The organism is Microbacterium trichothecenolyticum (genome assembly GCF_030818955.1).
GTDB classification, from domain to species: domain Bacteria; phylum Actinomycetota; class Actinomycetes; order Actinomycetales; family Microbacteriaceae; genus Microbacterium; species Microbacterium trichothecenolyticum_B.
This window is the reverse complement of record NZ_JAUTBF010000001.1, coordinates 2,197,303-2,215,427: the sequence shown is the minus strand read 5'-3', so window position 1 is coordinate 2,215,427 and position 18,125 is coordinate 2,197,303. Positions and strand designations below refer to the sequence as shown.

The 18,125-nt window shown below is 70.7% G+C and carries 14 protein-coding genes; 4 read left to right on the top strand and 10 right to left on the bottom strand.

The features are described 5' to 3' along the window. The first annotated feature begins 124 nt into the window (after positions 1-124). Positions 125-4,462 carry a family 43 glycosylhydrolase gene (locus tag QE412_RS10570; protein ID WP_307483254.1) on the top strand — a complete coding sequence of 1,446 codons (4,338 nt, stop codon included), beginning with the start codon at positions 125-127 and terminating at the stop codon, positions 4,460-4,462. 478 nt (positions 4,463-4,940) lie between these two features. On the opposite strand, the gene QE412_RS10565 is transcribed toward QE412_RS10570, so the two are convergent. The 7 genes from QE412_RS10565 to QE412_RS10535 all read right to left on the bottom strand — a co-directional run bounded on the left by QE412_RS10565 (position 4,941) and on the right by QE412_RS10535 (position 11,511). Further along, positions 4,941-5,942: an RICIN domain-containing protein gene (locus QE412_RS10565; protein ID WP_307483251.1), complete on the bottom strand. Its 1,002-nt coding sequence runs from the start codon at positions 5,940-5,942 to the stop codon at positions 4,941-4,943. A gap of 454 nt (positions 5,943-6,396) precedes the next feature. Continuing rightward, positions 6,397-7,029 carry a bifunctional 4-hydroxy-2-oxoglutarate aldolase/2-dehydro-3-deoxy-phosphogluconate aldolase gene (gene eda / locus QE412_RS10560; protein WP_307483248.1) on the bottom strand — a complete coding sequence of 211 codons (633 nt, stop codon included), beginning with the start codon at positions 7,027-7,029 and terminating at the stop codon, positions 6,397-6,399. Then, on the bottom strand, positions 7,026-7,751 hold the full coding sequence (locus tag QE412_RS10555; protein WP_307483245.1) for an SDR family oxidoreductase: 726 nt from the start codon (positions 7,749-7,751) through the stop codon (positions 7,026-7,028). The genes eda and QE412_RS10555 overlap by 4 nt, the downstream gene beginning before the upstream one ends. Further along, a complete protein-coding gene (locus tag QE412_RS10550; protein WP_307483242.1) occupies positions 7,748-9,259 on the bottom strand; it encodes a xylulokinase in 1,512 nt (503 codons plus the stop codon). Before QE412_RS10550 ends, QE412_RS10555 begins: the two co-directional genes overlap by 4 nt. Before the next feature lie 2 nt (positions 9,260-9,261). After that, positions 9,262-10,230 carry a shikimate dehydrogenase family protein gene (locus tag QE412_RS10545; protein ID WP_307483239.1) on the bottom strand — a complete coding sequence of 323 codons (969 nt, stop codon included), beginning with the start codon at positions 10,228-10,230 and terminating at the stop codon, positions 9,262-9,264. Continuing rightward, positions 10,227-10,916, bottom strand: a complete 690-nt coding sequence (deoC, locus tag QE412_RS10540) for a deoxyribose-phosphate aldolase (RefSeq protein WP_307483236.1) — start codon at positions 10,914-10,916, stop codon at positions 10,227-10,229. The genes QE412_RS10545 and deoC overlap by 4 nt, the downstream gene beginning before the upstream one ends. Further along, positions 10,909-11,511, bottom strand: a complete 603-nt coding sequence (locus QE412_RS10535) for a glucose-6-phosphate isomerase family protein (protein WP_307483234.1) — start codon at positions 11,509-11,511, stop codon at positions 10,909-10,911. Before QE412_RS10535 ends, deoC begins: the two co-directional genes overlap by 8 nt. Positions 11,512-11,648: 137 nt before the next feature. On the opposite strand from QE412_RS10535, the gene QE412_RS10530 reads away from it, so the two are divergent. Beyond that, on the top strand, positions 11,649-14,117 hold the full coding sequence (locus tag QE412_RS10530) for a glycoside hydrolase family 2 protein (protein WP_307483232.1): 2,469 nt from the start codon (positions 11,649-11,651) through the stop codon (positions 14,115-14,117). Beyond that, positions 14,114-14,461, top strand: coding sequence for a cupin domain-containing protein (locus tag QE412_RS10525; RefSeq protein WP_307483229.1), 348 nt, complete (start codon positions 14,114-14,116; stop codon positions 14,459-14,461). Before QE412_RS10530 ends, QE412_RS10525 begins: the two co-directional genes overlap by 4 nt. 15 nt (positions 14,462-14,476) lie before the next feature. Here QE412_RS10525 and QE412_RS10520 read toward each other — a convergent pair whose 3' ends face one another. Genes QE412_RS10520 through QE412_RS10510 form a run of 3 tightly spaced genes read right to left on the bottom strand, consistent with a single transcriptional unit; the run spans position 14,477 to position 17,258 of the window. Continuing rightward, positions 14,477-15,406: a phosphotriesterase family protein gene (locus tag QE412_RS10520; RefSeq protein ID WP_307483226.1), complete on the bottom strand. Its 930-nt coding sequence runs from the start codon at positions 15,404-15,406 to the stop codon at positions 14,477-14,479. After that, on the bottom strand, positions 15,403-16,359 hold the full coding sequence (locus tag QE412_RS10515) for an NAD(P)-dependent oxidoreductase (protein ID WP_307483224.1): 957 nt from the start codon (positions 16,357-16,359) through the stop codon (positions 15,403-15,405). The genes QE412_RS10520 and QE412_RS10515 overlap by 4 nt, the downstream gene beginning before the upstream one ends. Continuing rightward, a complete protein-coding gene (locus tag QE412_RS10510) occupies positions 16,356-17,258 on the bottom strand; it encodes an SIS domain-containing protein (protein ID WP_307483222.1) in 903 nt (300 codons plus the stop codon). Before QE412_RS10510 ends, QE412_RS10515 begins: the two co-directional genes overlap by 4 nt. A gap of 78 nt (positions 17,259-17,336) precedes the next feature. Here QE412_RS10510 and QE412_RS10505 point away from each other — a divergent pair, with 78 nt between their 5' ends. Continuing rightward, on the top strand, positions 17,337-18,095 hold the full coding sequence (locus QE412_RS10505) for an SDR family NAD(P)-dependent oxidoreductase (RefSeq protein WP_307483220.1): 759 nt from the start codon (positions 17,337-17,339) through the stop codon (positions 18,093-18,095). Positions 18,096-18,125 lie beyond the last annotated feature (30 nt).

Genomic DNA, 18,125 nt, shown 5'->3' with positions numbered 1-18,125 from the left:
CGCCCGACCCGCGGCCGCCGCGTTGCAGCCGCTCGAGAGCAGGGTCTTGTCCGATTTCTATGTGAGCGATAACATCTATGAACACCGACTTGAACCTCGACCAATGATGGTTGGAAGGATCGCAATGGAGCAGACCCTTTTCCGTCGCGCCCTGGCGGGCGTCACGAGCCTGGCCCTGGCCCTGACCGGCGCCCTCGTCGCCGCGCAGCCAGCTGCCGCAGCCGACGATCGGCTGGTCGCCTCGTACCCGCTGACCGAGACCGATGGCACCGTCGCCGTCGACGCGTCCGGCAAAGGCCGTGACGCGGCCTATAAAGAAGGGGCGACCCTCACGGGCGGTGAGGGTGTGCGCCTCGACGGCACCGACGACTACGTCGACCTGCCCGACGATCTTCTCCAGGGTCTCGACTCGATCACCATCAGCACCGAGGTGCTGATCCGCGGCGACCAGGGCACGCCGTACTTCATCTACGGTCTCGGCAACACCTCGGGCGGGGCCGGCAACGGCTACCTCTTCTCGACCGGCAACGCCTACCGTACGTCGATCGCCACGGGCAACTGGCAGACGGAGCAGACGGCGAACAGCAACGCCGATCTCCCGCGCGACGTGTGGAAGACCATCACCTACACCCTCGACGACGCGACCGACACCGCGCGCATCTACCTCGACGGCGCGCAGGTGGGCCAGGCCACCGGCGTCACGACCAAGCCCAGCGCCATCGGAGGCGGGCTGACCACGGCGAACTACATCGGACGTTCCGTCTACGACGCAGACCGGCGCCTCGCCGGCAGCGTGCGCGATTTCCGCGTGTACAACGCCGCTCTCTCGGCATCCGAGGTCGCAGCGCTCGTCCCCACCGACGCCACCCGCCTGCAGCGCGACGTCGCGGCTCTCTCGCTCGGAGACCTGAGCGCCGTCACGGCCGACCTCGCCCTGCCCGCCACCGGCGTCAACGGCTCGACGATCGGATGGTCGACGAGCAACGCCAACGTCGTGAGCGCCACCGGCAAGGTCACGCGTCCCGCCGCCGGCCAGCCCGCGGCCACCGCCACCCTGACGGCCAAGCTCACCCGCAACGCGGCCACCCAGACGAAGACCTTCGCGGTCACCGTCGCGCCGATGCCCGGTGCCGCCGAGCTCGCCAAAGCCGACCTCGACGCCATCAGCATCCCCAACGCGAACGACGTGCGCGGCAACATCACGCTGCCCGCGAAGGGGTCGGTCAACGGCACCGCCATCACCTGGTCGGCCTCTCCCGCGGGCGTGATCACCACCTCGGCCGCCGGCGGCAAGGCCGCGGGCGTCGTCACGCGCGGTGGCGCCGACACGAGAGTGACGCTGACCGCCACGGCATCCGGAACCTCCGTCACCCGACAGATCGAGGTGACCGTCAAGGCGGCGCCCGCAGGCCTCGACAAGGACTACTCGGCCGGCTACCTGTGGACGCACTTCGGCGTCGAGGGCGGCTACGAGAAGATCTTCTACGGCCACAGCACTGACGGCCTGCACTGGGAGAAGCTCAACGACAACAAGTCGATCCTCGCCAACCTCGGTGGTGACCTCGGTGTGCGCGACCCGCACCTCGTCCGCTCGCCCGAGGGTGACAAGTACTGGATCATCGGAACCGACCTGCACGCCGAAGGGGGCGGCCCCGGCGGATCGGGCTGGGACCAGCTGAACGCGAGCAAGAACCTCGTCGTCTGGGAGTCCACCGACCTGGTCACCTGGAGCGACCAGCGGATCGTGTTCGCGGGGCTCGACAAGGCCGGCTGCGTGTGGGCGCCCGAGGCGATCTACAACGAGGCCACCGGCGAGTACTACGTCTACTGGGCGGCACGAGACCAGACCGACAACAACACCCCCGACTGGGCGCTGCGGATGTACCTCACCAAGACGCGCGACTTCGTCACGTTCACCACGCCCGAGATCTGGACGACGATGAACCCCAAGGGTGACGGTCAGGGCGGTCGCAACGTCATCGACTCGACCATCGCCAAGGAGGGCGACACCTACTACCGCTTCTCGACCTCCGACTGGGACACGCTCGTCGACACGGCGCCGTCGCTCGACGGCCCCTGGACGCGCAAGATCGAGCCCGGACAAGCCGCAGCCGCCGGTATGCGCACCCGCATGGAGGGCCTGACGGTCTACCAACTGCCCGACGGCCGCTGGTCGGTCATGGGCGACGAGTTCAACTACTACGCCCACATCGCCGACACGCTGTCGAGCCTGAAATTCCGTCAGCTCAGCAGCGGGCCGGGCGCCGACCAGTTCTCGTTCGACCAGACCTTCCGTCACGGGTCGGTGCTGCGCCTGTCGAAGGCGGAGGAGGCGCGTCTGCTCGCCGCCTACGGCGACGCCCCGGTCACGCCGACCGACCCCGAGGAGCCGCAGCAGGGCCCGATCGCGGAGTACACCTTCGAGAACGGATCCCTCGCCGACTCGGTCGGCGACGCCGACCTGACCGCATCGGGCACGGCCGCCGTCGCGACGGATGCCACGAAGGGTTCGGCTCTGCGCCTCACCGGCGCCGCGAACGGCTTCGCCTCGTTCCCGACCGGCTTCTTCGACGGTCGCAACACGATGACGGTCTCGATGGACGTGAAGTCCGAGCGCACGAGCGGCAACTTCTTCACCTTCGCCTTCGGGCAGAGCCAGGACCGCTACTCGTTCCTGCGGGTTCGTGGCGACGAGGCGCGCAACGCCATCACCAAGGCGACGTGGCAGGGGGAGTCCGACGTCTCGGGCTCCATCTCGAGCGGCCAGTGGCATAAGTACGACCTCGTGTACGACGGCCGGACCATGCGCATGTACATCGACGGCGTGAAGGTCGACGAGAACCTCGCCCTCAACGCCACGGTGAGCGAGCTCGGCTCGAACCTCGCCGGGTACCTGGGCCGGTCGTTCTACGGCGGGGACGGCTACTTCCAGGGCTGGTACGACGACATCCGCGTGTACAACCGTGCGCTCTCGAGCACCGAGGTCCTGCAGAACGCGGGCGTCGAAGACCACCTGGTCGACGTCTCGCTGACGCAGCCCGAGAAGCTCAAGATGGCGCCGATCGTCGACAACGCGGCGCGCACGGTGAAGCTGCCGGTGGTCAAGGGCACCGACGTGTCGAAGCTGGCTCCGACCTTCGGCCTGGTCCCCGGGTCGACGGCGTCGCCGGCGTCGGGCACCACGGTCGACCTGCGCTCGCCCGTCACCTACACCGTGACGACCTCGAAGGGTGTCAAGACCGACTGGAAGATCGAAGCGCTCGTCGTCAACAGCCCCGTGCTGCCGGGCCTGTACGCCGACCCGAACATCGCGGTGTTCGGCGACACCTACTACATCTACGCCACGACCGACGGCTTCGACGGGTGGGGCGGCAAGGAGTTCTACGTCTGGAAGTCGAAGAACCTCGTCGACTGGACGCGCTCCGACAAGCCGTTCCTGACGCTCGATGGAGCCAACGGCAACGTGCCGTGGGCGACGGGCAACGCGTGGGCTCCGACCATCATCGAGCGGGGCGGGAAGTACTACTTCTACTTCAGCGGGCACAACCCCTCGCTGGACCGCAAGACGATCGGTGTCGCCGTGGCCGACAGCCCCGAGGGGCCGTTCACGGCGGAGCCGAACGCGATGATCCTCAACAACGAGGCCGTCACCTCGGGACAGGCGATCGACCCGGCGGCGTTCCACGACCCGGTGACAGGCAAGTGGTACCTGGGCTGGGGCAACGGTTCGCCCGTGCTCGCGGAGCTGTCCGACGACATGAAGTCGATCAAGCCGGGGACGTACCAGCGCATCAACGGACTGACCGACTTCCGCGAGGGCGTGTTCTTCAACTACCGGAAGGGCCTCTACCACCTCACGTACGCCATCGACGACACCGGCAGCGAGAACTACCGGGTCGGCTACGCCACCGCGACCAGCATGAACGGTCCGTGGACGTACCGCGGGGTGATCCTCGAGAAGGATCTCGCGCTCGGTATCAAGGGACCGGCCCACAGCTCGATCATCAACGTGCCCGGCACCGACGACTGGTACATCGCCTACCACCGGTTCGCGATGCCCAACGGCAACGGCACCAATCGCGAGACGACGATCGATCGGGTGACCTTCGGCGCCGACGGCCTGATGCAGAAGATCGTTCCCACGCTGCAGAGCGTTGCGCCGCAGACGGTCCCGGCGCCCGGCCCCGAGATCTCGAGGGCAGTGACCAGCCGCTGCGTGTCGGGCAAGGTGATCGTGGCCGTGTCGGTCACCAACCGCGATGACGCACCGGTGTCGGTGGCGCTCACCTCGGCCTTCGGGTCGCGCACGGTCGCCTCGCTCGCCGCCGGGAAGACCTCGACGCAGACCTTCACGGTTCGCAAGTCGTCGATTCCGGCCGGCACGGTGACGATCAAGGCCACCGATGCGGGCGGTGCCGCGACGCAGGTGAAGGCGGCCTACGGCGCGCGCCGCTGCGGCTGACACGTCGGCTGGTCGCCCCGGTCCGGTGCATCCAGAGACGAGGGGGTGGGTCCCGGCTTCGGCCGGGGCCCACCCCCGTGTCGCGCTCAGCGGTCGGTCGGCTGAGCGGTCGGTCGGCTGCGCGGCTCAGGCGGCTCGGTGGTTCAGTCGGCTCGGGGGTCCAGCCGTCCCGGTGGTTCAGCCTCCGGGGCGTCGAGCTGTCTGCGTCGAAGAGTGAATCGGGAGCGGCGCCGGCCCCGTGGCTCTCGTCATGGCGCCCGTGGCGCCGGCTCACGGCATCCCTCCCCGCCCGCGACGTCACGCCGCGGGTCTGAACCCACAGCGTCGAGCACGCGTGCAGGAACGACGAGGGGCACCGCCCGGTTGTACCGGACGGTGCCCCTCGGCGACTCCGCGATTCATTCCGGGGCGGCGATGGCTCGCGGTCCCGCGTGCTCCCCTTCGGTCGTCACGCGGTCACGATTCATCGCCATGCCTCTCAGAGACCGTCGTGGTGCATGGCCTGGACGAGGCGGACGTTGCGGTCGAAGCTGGTCTCGTTGTACTCGTTGGAATAGTTCAGGCCGTAGGGCCAGAAGTGGCCGCCGCCGCAGTTGATCCTCGCGTCCGGGCCGTCCCACGACTGCAGCAGGGGAAGAGCCGAGGGCCAGTCCTGTGCGTCGCACTTGCCCTGGAAGTGTCCCGCGGTGCCCACGCCCACGGTGTGCGAGATCTCGTGCAGGGCCGTGCCCTCCTGCATGAACCCGCGGTTGGAGCCGAAGCGGATGTTGCCGTTGATGCTGGCATCCGCGGTCTGCACCCACGGGGCGTATTCCACCGTCAGGTGCCGCCAGGTGTTGTTGAATTTGTTGTACCGCGCGACGGCACGGTCCATGGCGTCGGTGATGCGGGCGTAGGCGTCGGCCTCGTCTTCGGTGGGGTTGGCCGAGCGCGCGAGGCTGTACGTCAGCTTCGACACGCTCGGGTCGGTCAGGCGCCAACGCTGCACGCCGGAGTTGTTGCAGGTCTGCTGAGCCAGTAGGCCCCCATCCACGGGCGAGGCGGCGCTTTCGAGGCAGAGGTCGTTGTACTTGTTGCGGATCTCGGTCCAGCCGCCTCCGACGTCGGTGAGCTGCCACTGCTGCACGTCGGCGCCGTTGCACGTCCACTGCCGCACCTCGGAACCGGGAGCCGTCGCGAAGTTGAAGTTGTCGAGGCAGAGGTTGCTGTGCGTGTTCTTGATCTCGGCGTACCCGTTGCCGAGATCAGTGACCGCCCAGAGCTGGTTCTGTCCCTCGAGGCAGGTCCACTGGCGCACCTCGGCGCCGGGTTGCGTGTTGAACGCGTAGTCGTCGAGGCAGAGGGTGTTCTGCTGATTGCGGATCTCCTGGTTGAGGCCGGTGCCGACCGGTGCGGTCGGTGCCGCGCTGGCGGGGGCTGCCGCGCCGAGGGAGGTGAGGCCGATGACGAGTGCGCCGAGGACTGCGCCGAGCGCCCTCATCCTCCGGCCTCGCCGCTTCGTGGGGGACATCGTCGTCCGAGCCATGATCTCTTCGCCTTTCGTTTCGGGACCACCCGCGGTGGTCCTCCCGGGGGATAGGTGCCCATCGCGTACGGGGAGGCGTGGTCGGTTGCGTGACACGGACTCCGGCCGAGGATCGAGGCCCCGACTGCTTCGTCGGCGCCGGTGAATCGCGGGGGGCGTGGGGTGGGCCGCAGAGAATGTTTTCGCTAACAGTCCACCTACGAGCGATCATGAGGGAGGAGTCATCCCCTGTCAAGAGGGCCTCGCGGGCACGCGCATCCCGACCCCCGCCCGCGCCGGTCTGCGCTCGTCGGCCATCGTGCGGGTGTGCCGTCGGGCGGAGTCCGGCGGCGGCGCGCCGGTGGGGGATGCCGTGGGCTGGGTGTGTCGGCGGGGACTCCGCAGGACGGTCCCGGCGCCGCAGCTCCCGTCAGGCCGCCGAGGCCAAGACCGCCGCCGACGCCGATGCTGCCAGCGCGCGCACCGTTCCGGCATCCTTCGCCGCGAGCGCCGCCGAGGGGAGCATCCACGAGCCGCTGACCGCGAAGACGTTGCCGAGGGAGAGGTACTCCGCGGCGTTCGTCGCCGAGACCCCACCCGACGGCAGGAACCGTACCTGCGGGAACGGGCCGCCGAAGGCGCGGATCGCCGCCGGACCGCCGATCGCATCCGCGGGGAAGAGCTTGAGGCGGTCGAGGCCGGCGGCGATCGCCCGCTGGATCTCGGTCGCCGTCGCCACCCCGGGGATGAACGTGACGCCGCGGGCGGCTGCGCGCTCGGCGACGGCGTCGTCGAACCCCGGCGAGACGAGATACGTCGCCCCCGCGTCGACGGCCGCGTCGACCTGCGCGGCCGTGGTCACCGTGCCGGCGCCGACGGTGAAGTCGGATCGTCCGGCGATCGCGCGGATGGCGTCGAGGGCGGCGGGAGTGCGCAGGGTGATCTCGGCGCAGGGAATGCCGCCGGCGGTGAGCGCGTCGGCGAGGTCGGGCGCGAAGGAGGCGTCGTCGAGCACGACGACCGGGACGATGCGGCTGCCGTGCAGCACGTCGGTCTGGCTCATGCGTCTTGAGAGGTGGGCGCCACGACGATCTCGCGGAAGCTCACGTGCTGCGGAAGCTGATAGGCGGTGAGGATGGCCGAGGCGATGTCGTCGGGCACGAGTCCGCCGCCGATGCTCTTCTTGTAGTCGTTGTAGCCGTCGAGCACGTCGCCCTCGCCGGTGTTGCCGAGCAGGCCGGTGTCGACCATGCCCGGAGCGACCAGCAGCACCCGCACACCGTGGGCGGCGTTCTCGCGCCGCAGTCCCTCGGTCATCGCGTGCACCGCGTACTTGGTGCCGTTGTACACGACGTGGTTGTCGTACAGCTGCTTGCCCGCGATGGATCCGATGTTCACGATGGTGCCGCGACCGCGCTTCTGCATGCCGGGGAGCACGAGCTGGCTGTTCTTCACCAGGGCGACGCAGTTGACGTCGAACTGCTTCTGAACGAGCGCCGGGTCCTGCTCGGCGACGGCCGACAGGGCCATGAGCCCGGCGTTGTTGACGAGCAGGTCGACGGGGCCGAAGCGCTCCTCGGCGCGCGCGAGCGCGGCGGCGACGGCTGCGGTGTCGGTGACGTCGGCCTCGGCGAGCTCGGCGTCGGGCAGGCCCAGATCCCGCATGGGCGCCAGGCGTCGGGCGATCAGCAGCAGGGGGTGCCCCGCGTCCGAGAAGGCGCGGGCGGTGGCGGCGCCGATGCCGGAGCTGGCTCCGGTGATGACGACGAGGGGGAGGGATGTCATGGGGTCTCCTTCGCGGGCGAGGATCGGGCGAACAGCGCCGCGGCGTCGGCGGCGGCGCAGAAGCGGGCGGCGAGTCTCGCGTAGGCGCCCACGCCCTCGGGATCGGGCTCGATGCGTTCGAGAACCTCATGGGCGTCGTCGACCGCGTCGAACGAGGACCACAGCCCCGAACCGGTGAAGACGAGGGCCGCGGCGCCGAGGGTGGCGGCCTGCTGGTCGACGGAGGTGCGTAGCAACGGCGTCGCGAGGACATCGGCGTAGATACGGTTCCACACGGCCGACCGGCTGCCTCCGCCCGAGATCAGCAGGTCGTCGCCGGCGGGCAGGCCGCTCAACTCGCGCATGTGCCCCAGACTGCGCGCCAGAGCGAAGGCCACCCCCTCGAGGCACGCGCGCACGAGGTCGTCTGCGCCGGTGCCGAGCTCGAGCCCCGCCAGGGTCCCGCGCACGTCGCTGCCGCCCTCGAGCGGTGTCCCGCCGGCGAGCGTGGGCACGAACACCGCACCGCGCGCGCCCCGGGGGCTCTCGCCCGCACGGTCGATGAGCGCGCCGATGTCGGCGCCGGGGGCGACGATGTCGCGAAGCCACGTCAGGCTCGTGCCGCTGCTGAAGGTCGACAGCGCGCTGACGTAGAGCCCCGGTATGGCGTGTCGGAAGACGTACGGCCGCGTCGCGACGTCGAGCACGGGTGCGCGTGAGGTGACCGTCATCCAGCTCGACGAGCCGAGGGCGGCGTACAGGCGTCCGTCGCGAGTGCCGCGCGAGCCCAGGGCCATCGCGGCGTTGTCGACCGCTCCGGCGTGCACGGGAATGCCCGCGGGAAGTCCGAGCGCGTCCGCCGCCTCCGCGCGGAGCGTGCCGACCACCTCCGCCGACTCGCGCGGCTCGGGCAGGAGCGCGCGGTCGAGGCCGACGGCATCCAGGATGTCGTCGGCGTACGCGCCGGCGAGCAGGTCGTACGCGCCGGTTCCGGATGCCATGGAGTGATCGGTGACGCTCTCACCGGTCAGACGCAGCGTGATCCAGTCCTTCGATCCCAGCAGTCGGCGCGTGCGCGCCCAGCCGTCGGGGTCTTCCGCGCGAAGCGTGCGGGCCTTGAAGACCGGGTAGAGCGTGGGGCCGAAGCCGTTGCCCGTGCGCGCGTACCAGGCGTGCTCGTCGAGGCGGTCGAAGACGTCGTCGGTGCGACCTCGCGTGTCCGACCAGATCGGGGTGTCCGCCGAGACGAGCCGGCCGTGCGCGTCGACCTGCACGACGCCGAGGCTCTGCCCCGACAGGGCGATGCCCGCGACGTTCTCGCGCGCGCCCGGGACGCCGTCGACGACCGTCCGCGTGGCGGAGGCCACGGCATCCCACCACTCCTCGGGGCGCTGCTCGGCACGGCCGGGAGCAGGATGCCGCGTCGGGTAGCTGACGACCGTCTCCGCGACGGAGCGCCCGTCGACCGACCACAGCGACGCCTTGCATCCCCCGGTGCCGAGGTCGAGAGCGAGAGCGAGCGGGCCCATGGTCAGCGGGTCGCGAGCGCCAGGTCGCTCAGGTGCTCGAAGTCGGGCCCGGCGGTGGGGAGGTCGCGGTGGAAGACCTCGGCGATGACCTGCGTCCACCCGTGCACGAAGTAGATCCACCCGTCCTCGACGCGCAGGTCGCGCGCGTCGGCCTGGGCGCGGGCCTGGTCGAGGAACACCAGGTCGCCGCGGTAGTTCAGGTCCCACGCGACGCCGTCGACGGGGAACACCGCGTCGTCGGGGAGCGGCGAGCCCGGGGCGTCCTTGCCGAGGCCCGTGGCGTTGACCACGAGCGAGCGCGGGGCGAGCTCGGCCAGTACCCGGGCGTTGTCGGCCGGGGTGGGGGTGAGGTGGTACTCGAAGCGGGTGTCGGTCGGCAGGGCCTCGTGGATCTCGCGCAGGTGCGCCAGCCTCTCGGGGGAGCGATTGGTCACGACGATGCGCGCGGGCCGATCGAGGCCGCGCTCGCGCTGGGAGAGGTACCAGCTGATCGCGATGGTCGAGCCGCCCGCGCCCAGCAGCAGCGCATCGGCCGGACCTCGCGACCAGAAGCCCGCGGGGAGGAAGGCATCGAGGGCCAGGCCGCTGGAGATGGGGTCCTTCGCGTGGCAGATCAATCGGCCGTCGCGCTTGGACAGGCAGCTGGTCTCGCCCATGAGCGCCGCGAACTCGTCGATCTCATCGAAGAGGTCGCGGCAGGCAGCGAAGAGGTCGATCTTGTGCGTGGTCACGAGCGCACCCAGGCTCAGCGGGTCGTCGGCGATGAAGCGCACGACGCGGCGGTAGTCCTCGGCCGGGGCGTGCAGCGGCAGATCGATGCCCTGCAGCACGGCGCCGTCGAGGCCGAGGTGCTCGGCCCACCGGGGGAAGACGTGCTGAATCGAGGAACGGCCCGTCGTGACGCCGATGAAGTACAGCGTCGGCGAGGTGGCCGGTCGAAGCGCCTCGGCCGTCAGAGTGGGAAAGGTCATCGCTGCTCCTTCGCGGCCGAGACGGCGACGAGCGCGGCCTCGGCGTTCATGCCGAATCGGGTGACGCCCAGCCCGGCCATCGCACGGACCGTCTCGATGTCGCGGATACCGCCCGCCGCCTTCAGCGCGGCGCGGCCGGCTGCACGCTCGGCGATCAAGCGGATGTGGTCGAGGGAGGTGGGAACGCCCGACCACCCCGTGCCGGTCTTGATCCACGGGACGCCCGCGGCGATCGCGGCATCCACGCCGCGGCGGATGTCGTCGCCGTCGAGCCGGCCGACCTCGAGGATCGCGCGCAGCGGCACCCGGCCGTCCACGGCCTCGACGACGGCGCCGAGCTCGCGCTCGACGAAAGGGTCGTCGCCCGAGCGCAGGCGGCCGATCGCCACGACGACGTCGAGCTCTTGCACCCCCTGCGCGAGCAGATCGAGGGCCTCGGCGACCTTCGTCGCCGTGCTGGCGCCGCCGCTGGGAAAGGCCACGGGCGAGCCGGCCAGCACCGTGCTGCCCTCGAGGCGCTCGCGCAGATACGGGAGCCAGGTGGGTAGCACGTGTGCGCTCACGAAACCGCCGGTGATCGCGCGGCGGGCGAGGTCGTCGACGTCGTCGCGCGTGTGTTGCGCCTGGACGCAGCTGATGTCGATGTGGCCGGCGAGGTCGCTCAGCACGGTGTCGGCATCAGGCACGGTAGCCTCCGTGGTCGGGGTTGGGGCGGGTGGTCCAGCCGTCGCCATCGGCGACGACGAGCTGGCGCATGCCCCCGGCGTCGGCGATGATCGCGTAGTCCTGACCGGCCTCGGTCGCATACGCGAAGAGGGTGACGAGCGTATCGTCGCCGACGTTGACGCTGCGATGGATCCAGCCGCCCGGAACGTGCACCGCGACGCCGGGGCCGATGGGGAGCGCGCGGGACTCGCCCTCGACGGATTCGAGCAGCATCACGCCCGAGCCGGCGACGCCGTAGTAGAGCTCCGCGAACTCGGCTTGGGCGTGCAGGTGCCCGCGCGTCATCGCGAACTCGTCGCCGACGCGTCCCGGCCGCAGCACGCTGAGCCCGATGGTGAGGGCACCTCGGCCGTTCTCGGGCGTGCTGCTCTCGACCCAGTACACCGGCTCACCGGCATCCTGATCCAGGGCGCGCGCGAAGGCGGCGTCGTCGCGGTAGACGCCGACGAGGTCGGGCAGATGCTTCTCGTACCGCTCGCTCCGCCCGTCGAACAGCCCGCGGGCGGAGTCGACGGTGAGCCGGGCCGGTTCGGCTGGTCGTGCAGCGGCGCACATGCAGTCGGTCTCCTTCGAACGCGACCGGGGGGCCGCTGTGAGTAGTGAGACTACAAGATAATGCGGCTGCAAGACAATCGCCCACCCGAATCAGCGTCGAGAGATGCGAGCGAGGTAGTTGTGCTACTTCTGGATGCATGAGCTTCCGCGAACTTTCCCACGGGTGGATGTTGCAGCACGTCACCGGTGACGTTCCGCCGGCCTTCGCGTCGATCGCCACGCGCGCCATCCCCGCCACCGTGCCCGGCGTCGTGCACACCGATCTGCGGGACGCGGGTCTCATCCCCGACCCGTACGTCGACGACAACGAGCAGCTGCTGGCGTGGATCGGCCACAGTGCCTGGGCCTACGAGACCACCTTCGCGTGGAGCCCCGACGACGAGAGCGTGCACGAGCTCGTCGCAGAGGGCCTCGACACCGTTGCGATCGTGACGCTGAACGACGTCGAGATCGCCCGCACCCGCAACCAGCACCGCGTGTACCGCTGGCGGGTCGACGGCATCCTGCGCGAGGGCGAGAACCGCCTGCGCGTGGAGTTCGCCTCGCCGATCGCCTTCGCACGAGAGCGCGAGGCCGTGCTCGGCGAACGCCCGCACTCGTACGTGCATCCCTTCAACGCGATCCGCAAGTCGGCGTGCAACTTCGGCTGGGACTGGGGTCCGGCGCTCGTGACGAGCGGCATCTGGCGCCGCATCGGCACCGAGTCCTGGAGTGGATGCCGTATCGCGGCGGTGCGGCCGCAGACGGGCGTCGGCGGCGACCCGCGCCGTTTGCGCGTCGAGGTGGAGGTGCAGCGCGAGGCCCTCGGCCCGGTGACCGTGCGTGCGGAAGTGGCCGGGACGATGCTCGAGGCGGTCGTGGCGGAGGAGGAGACGACGGCCGTGTTGGAGACGGTGGTGCCGGATGCCGAGTTGTGGTGGCCCCGCGGATACGGCGATCCCGCACTCTCGGCGCTGGTCGTGACGGCCGGCATGGACCGCTGGGAACGGCGGATCGGTTTCCGCGCGGCCGAGATCGACACGACTCCCGACGACGAGGGAACGCCCTTCGTCGTCCGCATCAACGGCCGCGACGTGTACGTGCGCGGTGCGAACTGGATCCCCGAGGACACCTTCTTCCCGCGGGTGACGCGCGACCGGCTGGCCGAACGCTTCGACGACGCGACCCAGGCGGGCATGAACCTGCTGCGGGTGTGGGGCGGCGGCATCTACGAGTCCGACGACTTCTACGATCTCGCCGACGAGCGCGGCATCCTCGTCTGGCAGGACTTCCTGCTCGCGTGCGCGGCCTACAGCGAAGATGCGGAGCTGTGGGGCGAGTTCGCCGCGGAGGCGCACGACAACGTCACGCGTCTGTCGAGCCACGCGAGTCTCGTCGTGTGGAACGGAGGCAACGAGAACATCTGGGGCTGGGTCGACTGGAAGTGGCGTCCGCAGCTGAAGGGCGCGACGTGGGGTGACGGCTACTACCAGCGGCTGTTTCCCGCGATCGTGGCGGAGCTCGCGCCGGCGACGCCCTACGCGCCCGGCAGCCCCTACGGGTTCACTCGCTACGTGCACCCCAACGACCCGGCCCACGGGACCACGCACATCTGGGACGTGTGGAACCAGGTCGACTACGACGTCTATCGCTCGTATCGACCGCGGTTCGTGTCGGAGTTCGGATTCCAGGGCCCGCCGGCGTGGTCGACGCTGTTCTCGGTCGTGCACGACGAGCCCGCCGATCCGTACGGGCCGCTCATGCTCGTGCACCAGAAAGCCGTGGACGGCAACGGCAAGCTCGAGCGTGGACTCGGGGCGCACCTGCCCGTGCCGCAGACCATCGACGACTGGCACTGGGCGACACAACTCAACCAGGCGAGGGCCGTGGCGTTCGGCATCGCGCACTTCCGCTCGCTGCATCCCCTCAACCGGGGGGCGATCGTATGGCAGCTGAACGACTGCTGGCCGGTGATCTCGTGGGCGGCGGTCGACTCCCACGGCATCCGCAAGCCCCTCTGGCATGCGCTGCGGGCGGTGTTCGCGGATCGGTTCGCCTCGTTCCAACCGCGCGGAGGCGAACCCGTGCTGGCGCTGCACAACGACCGCGACGACGACTGGGAGGGAGCGGCCGTGGTGCGCCGGATGACGCTGGACGGTGCGGAGCGGGCTCGCGCCGAGATGCCCGTGCACGTCTCCGCCCGGGGGTCGGCGATCCTCATCGTCCCGGATGCCGTGACGAGCGCGATCGATACAGCGAACGAGGTCCTCGTCGCCGATCTCCCCGGGTCGGTGCGGGCCCTGTGGTTCTTCGACGAGGATCCCGCCCTGGCCCTGGATGCCGCAGCGGTCACGGCCGTGGCGGAGGTCGCGGGCGACGGGTACGAGGTGACGGTGACCGCTCGAGCGCTCGCCAAAGACGTCACGCTGCTGGTCGACCGCGTCCATGCTGCGGCGCGAGTGGACCGCGGGCTCGTCACGCTGCTGCCGGGCGAGACCGCGGTGTTCCGCGTGCGCGCGCCGGGCGGACTCGACCCGGCCGCCTTCACTGTGGCACCCGTGCTGCGGTCGGCGAACGACCTCGTCGAGGGCGCGCGCATACCGTCCGGTGCGATAGTCGGTACATGAGCGATAGTCCCTTCCGCCGCATCAAGCTCGACACTCATACCCTGCCCGGTGCGCCGCGGTTCGCCGCCGTCGAGGTGCGGCGCATCACGATCGCGCCCGACTTCCACGTCGGAGCGCACTGGCACAACGGGCCGGTCTTCGGAGTGATCGAGTCGGGGTCGGTGTTCTTCCGTGTGGGCGACGGCGAGGAGACGGTGCTGCACGCCGGCGACACCTTCTACGAGCCGGGCGTCGAGACGATCAGCCGCTTCGACGCGACCGCCGAGGGCGTGACGTTCCTCGCGTGGTTTCCCGTGCCACCCGGCGTGGAACCGGAACTGACGATGGGCGCGCTCGAGGCGTGAGGCCGCCGTCGGCCGTCACCGCCACGTGAGCCACGCCGCGGGGTTTCGCCGCAGCACGGCGTGCGCGAGGTCCTCGCCGCCCTCGCGCCGGAGCCGCGGGACGAACCGGTCGCCGAGGTAGCGCAGCCCCGGGATGCCGCCGTACGCGGCGTACCGCGTGCGGCGGGCGACGTCGCCCCCGAGCAGGATGCGACTCGCGGCGCCCGAAGCGGCCGCCTGCAGCAGACACGCGAGCACCACCGAGTCGGGGTGCTCGCGGGCGCGCGCCGGACCGTCGTAGCCGAGGAACGCGCCGCGCGCGGCGAGCTCGGCATGCAGCCCCGGGTCGGGATTGCGGTCGATGTGAGCGAGTGCCACGCGGTCGGCGGCCACACCCTCAGCCGCGAGCGCGTCGAGCGCCTCGAACGCGGCGGTGCCGTGCTCCAGGTGCACCATCACGGGCGCGCCGGTCGCCGCGTGGGCGCGGCCGATGGCCTCGATCGCGCGTCCGGTCACGGCGTCCAGTCGCCAGTATCCGAGGCCGGCCTTCAGCACGCCCGCGCGCACGGACGCGTCGCGCTCGCCGCCGGGCTCGGCGGCCCCGCGCAGCAGGTCGCTCGTGAAGGCGTCGGTCAGTTCGTCGACGTCGAGCGCCAGCAGGGGGTGGCCGTCGGCGTAGTGCTCCCGCCGGTGCAGACCCGTCGTCAGCACGACGGTCAGACCCGTCGCCTCCGCGATGCGTCGGATGGCGGCGGGGCGTCGGCCGAGGCCCAGGGGAGTGGCATCCACCATCGCGTCGAAACCGGATGCCGCGAGCTGGGCCGCTTCTTCGCGACTGAGGTCTTCGTCGTCGAGGTCATCCCCCGGGAGCAGCGGCGATGCCTGGAAGAGGTGCTCGTGGTAGTCCACGTGCCCCAGGTGCGCGGGGTCGACATCGCCCGTGACTGCGCGGACGAAGCCCGTCATGCGCGAACCGGGTGCGCGGGCGCGGATCCGGTCAGCAGCGCGACCATGTCGGCCACCGCCATGCGTCCCATGCCGTCGACGCCCTCGCGGGTCTGCGCACCCAGGTGCGCCGTGACGACCACCCGGTCGGCCAGATCTGCGGCGAGCAACGGGGAGGCGGAATCTCCGGCGTTCTCTTTCGCGAGGGTGTCGGCGGCGTAGGCGGCGACGCGTCCCCGCCGGGCGGCGCGGGCCACCGCCTCTTCGTCGACGAGGTCGGCGCGGGCGGTGTTGACCAGCAGCACCGGGCGGTCGTCGGCCGCCAGCCAGCGCTCGTCGATGACGGTCTGCCCGCCGGGAGCATGTAGTGTCACGACATCGCAGCGGGTCGCGAGGCTCTCCGCGTCGGCGCGTTCGACGGCGTCGAAGATCGGATCGGCCGCGTCGACCCACGGGTCCGCGCCGATCACGGTGGCGCCGAAGGCCCGCAGGCGCTCGATCACGAGCCGTCCGATGCGGCCGAGCCCGACGACGCCCACGGTGAGCGCCGACAGCTCGCGCGCCGAGCGCCCCGACCAGTCGCCGACCCGCACGCGCCGGTCGGCCGCCGGGATCCCCCGCAGGGCCGTCAGCAGAAGCGCGATCGTGTGCTCGGCCACGGCCGTGGAGTTGGCGCCGGGGGTGTTCGTGACCGGGATGCCGCGCGCAGCCGCCGCGGCCAGATCGATGTTGTCGACGCCCACGCCGTAGCGCGCGATGCCGCGCAGGCGGGGTGCGAGGTCGAGGTGTGCGGCGGTGACGGGGCCGGTTCCGGCGATCCACCCGTCCGCATCGGCGAGCAGCGGGGCGAGCTCTCCGAGGTCGTGGGCGGCGCCGGCGCGCACGACCCGGTACCCCTCGGCCGTCAGAGCCGCCTCGGCGTCGAAACCGCCCGAGCCGAACGACCGCGACGTCACCAGGACGGTGCCGCTCACGGCTCCTCCACGGTGGTCTCGTCGGCGTGGCGCATCGTGGCGAGCTCGCTCTTCATGCGCCGTATGGCGTCGGTGTGCTCCGGCGATCGGCGCAGCGCGACCCCCGTGGCGAGGATGTCGATCACCACCAGGCCGGCGAGACGGCTCGTGGAGGGCGTATAGACATCGGTGTCTTCGAAAGTACGCACGATCAGGGGTATATCGGCGATCTCCGAGAGGGGGCTGACCCGACCCGTGAGTGAGATCACGGTTCCACCGGCTTTCCGCGCGGCGCGGGCGACCGTGAGGGTCTGCTCGGTGTGACCGGTGTTCGAGATGGCCACGGTGACGCTGCGCGGCCCCGACATGGTCGCGGCGATGAACTGCTGGTGGAAGTCCTCGGGCGCCTGGCACGGCACGCCGAACAGCGGGAACTTCTGCTGGGCGTCCTGGGCGATGATGCCGCTCGCGCCGAAGCCGACGAAGAGGATGTCGCTGGCATCCAGGATCGCATCGATCGCCTGGGCGACCGCGGCGGGAGCGAGCGTGCGGCGGGCGCGATCGAGGCTCGAGATGGTGTGGTCGAAGATCTTCTCGGCGACGTCGGCGGGGGAGTCGGCGTCGGTGATGGTCGAGTGCGTCACCGGCAGGCCGAGGGCGAGCGTCTGGGCGAGCTGGATCTTGAAGTCCTGGAAGCCCTCGCACCCCACCGAGCTGCAGAAGCGCATGACGGTCGGCTCGCTCACCTCGGCTGCCTCGGCGAGGCCCGCCATCGTGAACTGGGCAGCCCCCACGGGGTCGTCGAGCACGATGGCCGCCACGCGCTGCTCGGAGCGGCGCAGATGCGGCAATTGGCGCGTGACGCGCTCGAGGAGAGTATCGGTGGACTCTTCGCTGGCCTGCTCCACGTCGAGGGTCATCGTGAGCTCCTTCCATGTAGTATGGCTACATCTTAGCGGACGCGCGCTCCATGGCGGAGCGCGGGTGAGGGGACGACGATGTACCGAGAACGGCTGGAATTGACCGATCGCGTCGCGGTGGTCACGGGGGGCTCGCGCGGCATCGGACTCGCCGTCGTGACGGCCCTGGTGGAGTTCGGTGCGCGGGTCGTCATCGCCGACGTGCTTGACGAAGCCGGCGAGGCCTCCGCGGCATCCTTCCCCGACGGCCGCGTGTCGTACGTGCATCTCGACGTCACCGACGCCGGCGCCGTCGAGCGCACCTTCGCCGACATCGCCCAGCGGCACGGATCGATCGACGTGCTCGTCACCTCGGCCGGCATCGCCAATCACCAGCCGTCGCTCGAGCTCGAACGCGAGGCGTGGGATCGCGTGCTCGCCGTCAACGCCACCGGGACGTTCTGGTGCGCGCGCGAGGCCGCTCGCCACATGCAGGACCGCGGCGGCTCGATCGTCGCGATCGGTTCGATGTCGGGCGAGCTCGCCAACGCCCCGCAGCGGCAGGCGGCCTACAACGCCTCGAAGGGCGCCGTCCACCTGGCGGTGAAGTCGCTCGCGATCGAGTTCGCCGAGCAGGGCATCCGTGTCAACGCCGTGGCCCCCGGGTACGTCGGCACCGAGCTGACGAAGCAGGGCGTGCCCGACCAGTGGTGGGACGACTGGGTGCGCCGCACCCCGATGGGCCGCCTCGGCGCCCCCGAGGAGATCGGCTCGCTCGTGGCCTTCCTCGCCTCCGACGCCGCGTCGTATATGACCGGCTCGGTCGTGCTGATCGACGGCGGCTACGCCGCCTGGTGACCCCCGCGCCGCTCGCGGGGGCAGCGGGTG

Bases quoted from the DNA above. Each gene is read 5' to 3' on its own strand.
- QE412_RS10570 (WP_307483254.1), top strand. From the start codon at position 125: ATGGAGCAGACCCTTTTCCGTCGCGCCCTGGCGGGCGTCACGAGCCTG.
- QE412_RS10565 (WP_307483251.1), bottom strand. From the start codon at position 5,942: ATGAGGGCGCTCGGCGCAGTCCTCGGCGCACTCGTCATCGGCCTCACC.
- eda (WP_307483248.1), bottom strand. From the start codon at position 7,029: ATGAGCCAGACCGACGTGCTGCACGGCAGCCGCATCGTCCCGGTCGTC.
- QE412_RS10555 (WP_307483245.1), bottom strand. From the start codon at position 7,751: ATGACATCCCTCCCCCTCGTCGTCATCACCGGAGCCAGCTCCGGCATC.
- QE412_RS10550 (WP_307483242.1), bottom strand. From the start codon at position 9,259: ATGGGCCCGCTCGCTCTCGCTCTCGACCTCGGCACCGGGGGATGCAAG.
- QE412_RS10545 (WP_307483239.1), bottom strand. From the start codon at position 10,230: ATGACCTTTCCCACTCTGACGGCCGAGGCGCTTCGACCGGCCACCTCG.
- QE412_RS10535 (WP_307483234.1), bottom strand. From the start codon at position 11,511: ATGTGCGCCGCTGCACGACCAGCCGAACCGGCCCGGCTCACCGTCGAC.
- QE412_RS10530 (WP_307483232.1), top strand. From the start codon at position 11,649: ATGAGCTTCCGCGAACTTTCCCACGGGTGGATGTTGCAGCACGTCACC.
- QE412_RS10525 (WP_307483229.1), top strand. From the start codon at position 14,114: ATGAGCGATAGTCCCTTCCGCCGCATCAAGCTCGACACTCATACCCTG.
- QE412_RS10520 (WP_307483226.1), bottom strand. From the start codon at position 15,406: ATGACGGGCTTCGTCCGCGCAGTCACGGGCGATGTCGACCCCGCGCAC.
- QE412_RS10510 (WP_307483222.1), bottom strand. From the start codon at position 17,258: ATGACCCTCGACGTGGAGCAGGCCAGCGAAGAGTCCACCGATACTCTC.
- QE412_RS10505 (WP_307483220.1), top strand. From the start codon at position 17,337: ATGTACCGAGAACGGCTGGAATTGACCGATCGCGTCGCGGTGGTCACG.